Source organism: Bradyrhizobium sp. (assembly GCF_035570375.1).
In the GTDB taxonomy this organism is placed as follows: domain Bacteria; phylum Pseudomonadota; class Alphaproteobacteria; order Rhizobiales; family Xanthobacteraceae; genus Bradyrhizobium.
The window spans coordinates 1-6,320 of record NZ_DATMLW010000046.1; the positions used below are offsets into that span (position 1 = coordinate 1).

Consider the following 6,320-nt stretch of genomic DNA (forward strand, 5'->3'; position numbering starts at 1 on the left):
TCGACGCGCGCGGTCATGCTGTTGCCGGCTTACACGAAGGGGTATCTGCCCGAATCGATAACCACGCGTCCGGTGCAGGGAGAAGTGCCGACGCTCGACCTGGTTCTCGCCTACCACAAGGCGAACAAGTCGCCGATCCTGAAGCTGCTGCTTTTCAGGTTAAGCAAGCTTGCCGGGGCTTCCTAAGTGCGTCGGACCTCTTCGATCAGCCAGTCCCGGAAGGCCACCAGCGCCGGGTTGGACTCCGAAGAGATCGGGTAAACCGCATAGTGGCGGTGAGAAAGGCGCAAGCTGTGATCAGACAGGCGAACCAGCTTTCCCGCCAGAATATCCGATCTCGTGAACGAGAGGCGCCCGAGCGCAATCCCCTGTCCTGCCACGGCGGCTTCCATCAGCGCGTTCGTATCGGTGAAGGAGGTCCCCGCGATATCGCGATCTAGCGTCACACCGGCAGACCTGAACCAGGCGCGCCACGACACGTTACGGTCGATCAGCAGCGGCTCCGATAACATCGATGCGGGGTCCTTCGGCAATCGCCCGTCATTGAGGCTGGGGCTGCATACCGGAAAAAGCTCTTCATCGAGAAGCTTGATGGACCGCAGGCCCTTCCAATCACCCGTGCCGAACCGGATCGCGATGTCGACGCCGTCTGATTTGAAATTGGCCAGCGACTGACCGGTCTTGATGTGCAGATTGATGTGCGGAAACAGAGACCTGAAACGGGGAAGGCGCGGAACCAGCCAGCGGGCCGCCATGACCGGCAGCAGGCTTACGGTGATTTCTGCTTCGGTCCGACGAGTCTTGATGCTGCCGAGCGCTGCATTCAATTCGGAGAAGGCGCCTTTGACGCCTGCCTGCAGTCTCAGTCCGCTTGAAGTGGGCACCATCCGGTTGCCCTGCCGCTCGAACAGCGTGAGGCCCAGCTCTTCTTCAAGCTGCCTGATGCGCTGGCTCACGGCGCTGTGTGTCACGTGCAGCTCGCGCGCCGCCTCGGAGTAGCTGCAGTGGCGGCAAGCCACCTCGAACACCCGCAAGGTTTCCAGCGGCGGTAAACGCGTCATCTGTGGATTGTTAGAAATGCTAACAACCCTTGTCAAATCATATCGTTCGCTCCGCAGCCTCGTCGGGTTTAGTTGATTGGGCTCCGAGACGGAGCACCTCCCATGCAAGATTCCGGATTTTTGTCGCAGCAGACGAGCGCGCCTTCGCGAGTAGATTTGCGCCACGACCCGCGCCAAGCTCGTGCAGGGTTTTCCGCTGCTCCGGCCACCGAACGCCGCCCGAACCATGAAGCGAACAGGCTGCGCGGTATTCGACCTGCCGCGGCCGACGTCCGCACGCTCATGCTACTGGAGCAGCCGATCGCGTCCACGATCCTGCGGCTTGCGGCGCCCAACGCCACCGTCATGCTGGTGCAGATCCTGATCGGATTACTCGAGGTCTATTTCGTGGCGCAAACCGGCGTGGATGCGCTCGCCGGCGTCGCACCGGTCTTCCCGCTGGTATCGCTGGTGGTTGCGATCGCGCAAGGCGCGCTGGGCGGCGGCTTCGTCACGGCGGTCGCGCGCGCACTTGGGACCGGCCGCATCGACACCGCGGGCGACTACGCATGGTACGCCGTTGCGCTCGCTCTTCCGCTTGGCCTTGCGACGACGGTCGCGATGCTACTCCTCGGGCCTGGCCTCTATGGCAATATGGGCGTCTCGGGAAATGCGCTTGCGATTGCGGTCGCTTATTCGTCGATCATCTTCGCAGGCGCCATCCCGATCTGGCTGTTTAATCTCCTGATGGCGGTGGTTCGCGGTACCGGCAACCTGCAGGTTCCGCTCATCGTCGTGTGTGGCGGGGCCTTGATCCTCGTCCCGCTATCGCCGGTGCTGATCTTCGGGGCCTTCGGATATCGAGGGCTCGGCCCTTCCGGCGGCGCGGTGGCGATGCTCATCTACTACTCGATCGGTACGATTGCCTACGCAGCCTGGCTTTGGGGCAGGTTCGGCGTGCTCAAGCCGTCATTCCGTCTGCCAAAGCTTTCGCTTGCACCGGTGCTCGCCGTGCTTCGCGTCGGCGGTATGTCAGCGGTCGTCTCGGCGAGCACGAATCTGACGCTTGCCATCGTCACCGCTTATGTCGGAATGGGCGGCGTCGAGGCTCTGGCCGGTTATGGCGCGGGCTCGCGGCTCGAGTTCCTTCTTGTGCCGCTCGCCTATGGCGCCGGCGGTCCGGTTGGAATCGTGATCAGCGCAAATCTCGGCGCTGGACAGATCGAGCGTGCTGTAAAGGCGTCGTGGGTCGGCGTGCTGATGGCGGGCAGCCTGACCGAATTGATTGGCCTCGCTGCGGCCGCCTTTCCGCAAGCCTGGATAGGATTGTTCAGCCAGGATGCGTCCGTGCTGCAGATCGGCGCGGAATATCTGCATCGCGTCGGTCCGTTCTTCGGATTCTTCGGGCTCGGCTACGTCCTTTATTGCGTCGGGCAGGCGACCGGACGGATGGGAGCCTCTGTTTTTGCCGCGCTGCTCAGGGCCGCCATCGCCGTGCTCGGCGGTCTTGTGGTGGTTTGGCTAAAAGCCGACGTCGTTTGGAACTTCGTGGCCGTGGCGCTCGGAATGGCTGCGTTCGGTCTGTTTGCGTTGCCGCCCTTGATCCGGCGCGCTGGCTTTGAATGATCCATTTGCATTGTTATTCGTATCCAACTGGGCCTAAGCCCCGGCGAAAATTACGGCGAGTTCTGAGGGAACAAGGCAAACGCGTTGTTCCGGACAGCAAAGCTGGGAGGCCGCAGCTTTGCAAGGCAGCAAAAGCAACCTGCTCAACAGGGTCCGAAGGCGAGGTGCGCCCAACGTATGGCTGCCTGAAGAGTGGAAATTTACGGCGACTGTCTTCGTTGCCGCCATGAATTGGGCCCCAGGCTGCCTTCAATTTGATTTGAAATGATGAACGACATTTCTTGGTTAGACTGGGCACACCGCGCGATCGTCACATCGCGTGGGGGTGACAGCAGGAAGGAGAGGGCACATGGCCTTTACCGTCAGTATCAATGGAAGTCCGCGCAGCGTCGATGTCGACGGTGATACGCCGCTGCTTTGGGTGCTGCGAGACGTGCTCGGCATGACCGGCACGAAATTTGGCTGTGGTATGGCGCTGTGCGGCGCGTGCACCGTGCATATCGACGGCAACGCCACCCGTTCATGCATCACGACCATCGACAACGTCGGCGACTCTAAGGTCACCACGATCGAGGCAATCGGTACAACGCCGGCCGGCGCCAAAATCCAGAAGGCTTGGCTCGACCGCGAAGTTCCGCAGTGCGGCTACTGCCAGTCAGGGCAGATCATGTCGGCTTCGGCGCTGCTCGCCAGCAACGCTCACCCGAGCGACTCCGATATCGATGACGCCATGAGCGGTAACATTTGCCGCTGCGGAACCTATGGGCGCATCCGCGAGGCGATCAAGCTCGCCGCGCAGACGAAGTGAGAGGAGGCCAGTCATGATCCTCGATCGCATTATCGAACGTGCGTCCGACACCAACCTGTCCCGACGCAACTTTCTGACCACAAGCGCAGCCGCCGGCGGCGGTCTCGTGCTGAGTCTCAGCCTGCCTCTCGGTCGAAGCGAGGCCGCGACATCCGAAGCCTTCGCGCCGAACGCTTTCATCCGCATCGGCAGTGACGGCCAGATCGTCCTCACTATGCCCTACGTCGAAATGGGGCAGGGCACCTACACCTCGATCCCGATGCTGATCGCCGAAGAGCTCGATGTGAACCTGAAGCAGGTGAAGCTTGAGCACGCGCCGCCGAACGAAAAACTCTACCGTAATCCGTTGCTTGGCGTGCAGGCGACCGGCAATTCGAACGCGATACGCGGCGCGTGGAAGCCGTTGCGCCAGGCAGGCGCGACCGCGCGCATCATGCTGGTCGAGGCCGCGGCCAAGCGCTGGCGCGTCGATGCAAAGACCTGCCGCACACAGGACGGCGAGGTCATCCATCAGGCGACCGGACGAAAGCTTAAATATGGCGAGCTCGCTGTTGACGCGGCCGAGATGCCGCCACCCCAAAATTTTGCGCTGAAATCGCCGGCCGAGTTCAAGCTGATCGGCACGCCGGCCAAGCGGCTCGACATCGCGGGGAAGGTCAACGGGACCGCCGCCTACGGCATCGACGCGCGACCTCCCGGCGTCAAAATCGCGACACTGGCGCAATCGCCAGTGGCTGGCGGACGCGTGAAGAGCCTCGACGACACTCAGGCGAAGGCGGTGAAGGGCGTGCGCCAGATCGTGCGGCTCGACGACGCGGTTGCGGTCGTGGCCGATCACATGGGAGCTGCGAAGAAGGGCCTGGAGGCGCTGAAGATCGAATGGGACGGTGGTCCGAACGCCACGGTTGCGACGGCAGACATCGCGAAAGCACTCGAGCAGGCAACGCTCGGCTCCGGTGCGGTGGCGCAGAATATCGGCGACGCCGACAAGGCAATGGCGACCGCTGCCACCAAGCTCGAGGCGATCTATCAGGTTCCGTTCCTGGCCCACGCCACAATGGAGCCGATGAATTGCACCGTGCATGTCCGCAATGACGAATGCGAAATCTGGCTTGGCACTCAGGCGATCGCCCGCGTGCAGGCTTTTGCAGCGAAGGTCGCGGGCCTTCCGCCGGAAAAAGTCATCGTCCACAATCATCTGATCGGCGGCGGTTTTGGCCGCAGGCTCGAGGCTGACGTTGCAGTCCGCGCCGTCGAAATCGCCAAGCAGGTCGATGGCCCCGTGAAGGTCGTGTGGACGCGTGAGGAAGACATCCAGCACGATCTGTATCGGCCCTACTGGTTCGACCGCATCTCGGCGGGGCTCGACGAGCAGGGCAACCCAGTCGCCTGGAAAAACCGTTACGCCGGCTCCTCGGTGATTTCGCGGTGGCTGCCGCCAGGCTTCAAGGACGGCCTTGATCCGGACTCGACGGAAGGCGCGATCGACCTGGTCTACGACTTCCCGAACTTCCACGTCGAATATGCGCGCGTCGAGCCCAAGGGCATTTCGACCGGGTTCTGGCGCAGCGTCGGCCCTTCACACAACGTCTTCGTGGTCGAGAGCTTTGTCGACGAGATGGCGGCCGCCGCGAAACGGGATCCGGTCGCGTTCCGGCGTGCGCTGCTCGGCAAGTCGCCGCGCGCGAAAGCGGTGCTCGATCTTGCCGCGGAGAAGGCCGGCTGGGGACAGCCGCTGCCGAAGGGAAGCGGCCGCGGTGTCTCGCTGCAGTTCGTGTTCGGCAGCTATCTCGCGCAGGTCGCCGAGGTCGAGGTTGCCAAGGACGGCTCTGTGCGGGTTCGCCGCGTGGTCTGTGCGATGGATTGCGGGACCGTCGTCAATCCCGATACGGTGCAGGCCCAGCTCATGAGCGGAGTTATCTACGGCACTACCGCCGCGCTCTATGGCGAGATCACGCTCAAAAATGGTCGTGTCGAACAGACCAACTTCGACACCTACCAGATGCTGCGCATGAACGACGCGCCAGCGATCGAGGTTCACGTCGTCAAAAGCGCGGAGCCGCCAGGCGGGATGGGCGAGACCGGGACCTCTGGTGTCGTCCCCGCCATCGCCAACGCGATCTTTGCGGCAACGGGAAAGCGCCTGCGCAGGATGCCGGTGGATACAAACGTGCTGAAGCAGCCGGCGTGAGCAAAAGGAACATCACATGCCAAGGAAATTGAATTCGGCGGCAGAGAAGAAAGCGTTCGTGATCGAGGCTTTCGACACCCTGTTCAACAAGCGCGACTACAAAGCTGCCGAGGCTTACTGGTCGCCCAACTACGTCCAGCACAGTGCTCACATCCCGCCTGGTCGCGAGGGGCTCTTCGATCTGGTCAAGGCTTTGCCTGCCGGGCATCGCCACGAAAGCGGCCTGGCGGCGGCCGAGGGAGACCTCGTCTTTCTCCAGAGCCGCTTCAGCGGAAACGGTCAGCCGCGCGCCCTCATCACAATCGACATCGTAAGGCTCTCTGACGGTGTTCTGGCGGAGCATTGGGACGTTTGGCAGCAGGAAGCCTCAGCGATGGAGTCGAAGAGCGGGCTGCCAATGTTCGGGACAAGATTTCCGGATTGACTGCTGGACGAAAGGCGCATCATGAACCGACCCTTGGACAAGGCGATCAAAGCGCATGGTTATCGATCGGTGGAATAGGGCGGTCAGCATCACGATCGATGTGTCGATTGGCGGCGCTCTCTTTCATAGCAAGGGACGAGCAGCGCGCTTGCGCATGTCGAACTCGAAGCAAGTCTCCATAACCAGCGACACCTCGGAGAAAAAGAAATCTCACTGCCGTTTTCACTCCCG

At 62.1% G+C, this 6,320-nt stretch carries 5 protein-coding genes and 1 pseudogene; 5 read left to right on the forward strand and 1 reads right to left on the reverse strand.

The window, feature by feature from the left end:
* Positions 1–186, forward strand: a pseudogene (locus VNX23_RS05480) (LysR family transcriptional regulator); the annotation flags it as partial.
* On the opposite strand, the gene gcvA reads toward VNX23_RS05480, so the two are convergent.
* The gene (gene gcvA, locus VNX23_RS05485; RefSeq protein WP_325628170.1) at positions 183–1,061 is read right to left on the reverse strand and encodes a transcriptional regulator GcvA; all 879 of its coding nucleotides are present in this window, start codon (positions 1,059–1,061) and stop codon (positions 183–185) included. The pseudogene VNX23_RS05480 and the gene gcvA sit on opposite strands and share 4 nt — an antisense overlap.
* Before the next feature lie 102 nt (positions 1,062–1,163).
* Here gcvA and VNX23_RS05490 point away from each other — a divergent pair, with 102 nt between their 5' ends.
* From VNX23_RS05490 to VNX23_RS05505, 4 genes are all read left to right on the forward strand, one after another.
* A complete protein-coding gene (locus VNX23_RS05490) occupies positions 1,164–2,666 on the forward strand; it encodes an MATE family efflux transporter (protein ID WP_325628171.1) in 1,503 nt (500 codons plus the stop codon).
* Positions 2,667–3,015: 349 nt separating this feature from the next.
* Positions 3,016–3,474, forward strand: coding sequence for a (2Fe-2S)-binding protein (locus tag VNX23_RS05495; RefSeq protein WP_325628172.1), 459 nt, complete (start codon positions 3,016–3,018; stop codon positions 3,472–3,474).
* 13 nt (positions 3,475–3,487) lie between these two features.
* Positions 3,488–5,665, forward strand: coding sequence for a xanthine dehydrogenase family protein molybdopterin-binding subunit (locus VNX23_RS05500; RefSeq protein WP_325628173.1), 2,178 nt, complete (start codon positions 3,488–3,490; stop codon positions 5,663–5,665).
* 16 nt (positions 5,666–5,681) lie between these two features.
* Complete coding sequence (locus VNX23_RS05505) at positions 5,682–6,089, forward strand: nuclear transport factor 2 family protein (protein WP_325628174.1); 408 nt, start codon at positions 5,682–5,684, stop codon at positions 6,087–6,089.
* Positions 6,090–6,320 lie beyond the last annotated feature (231 nt).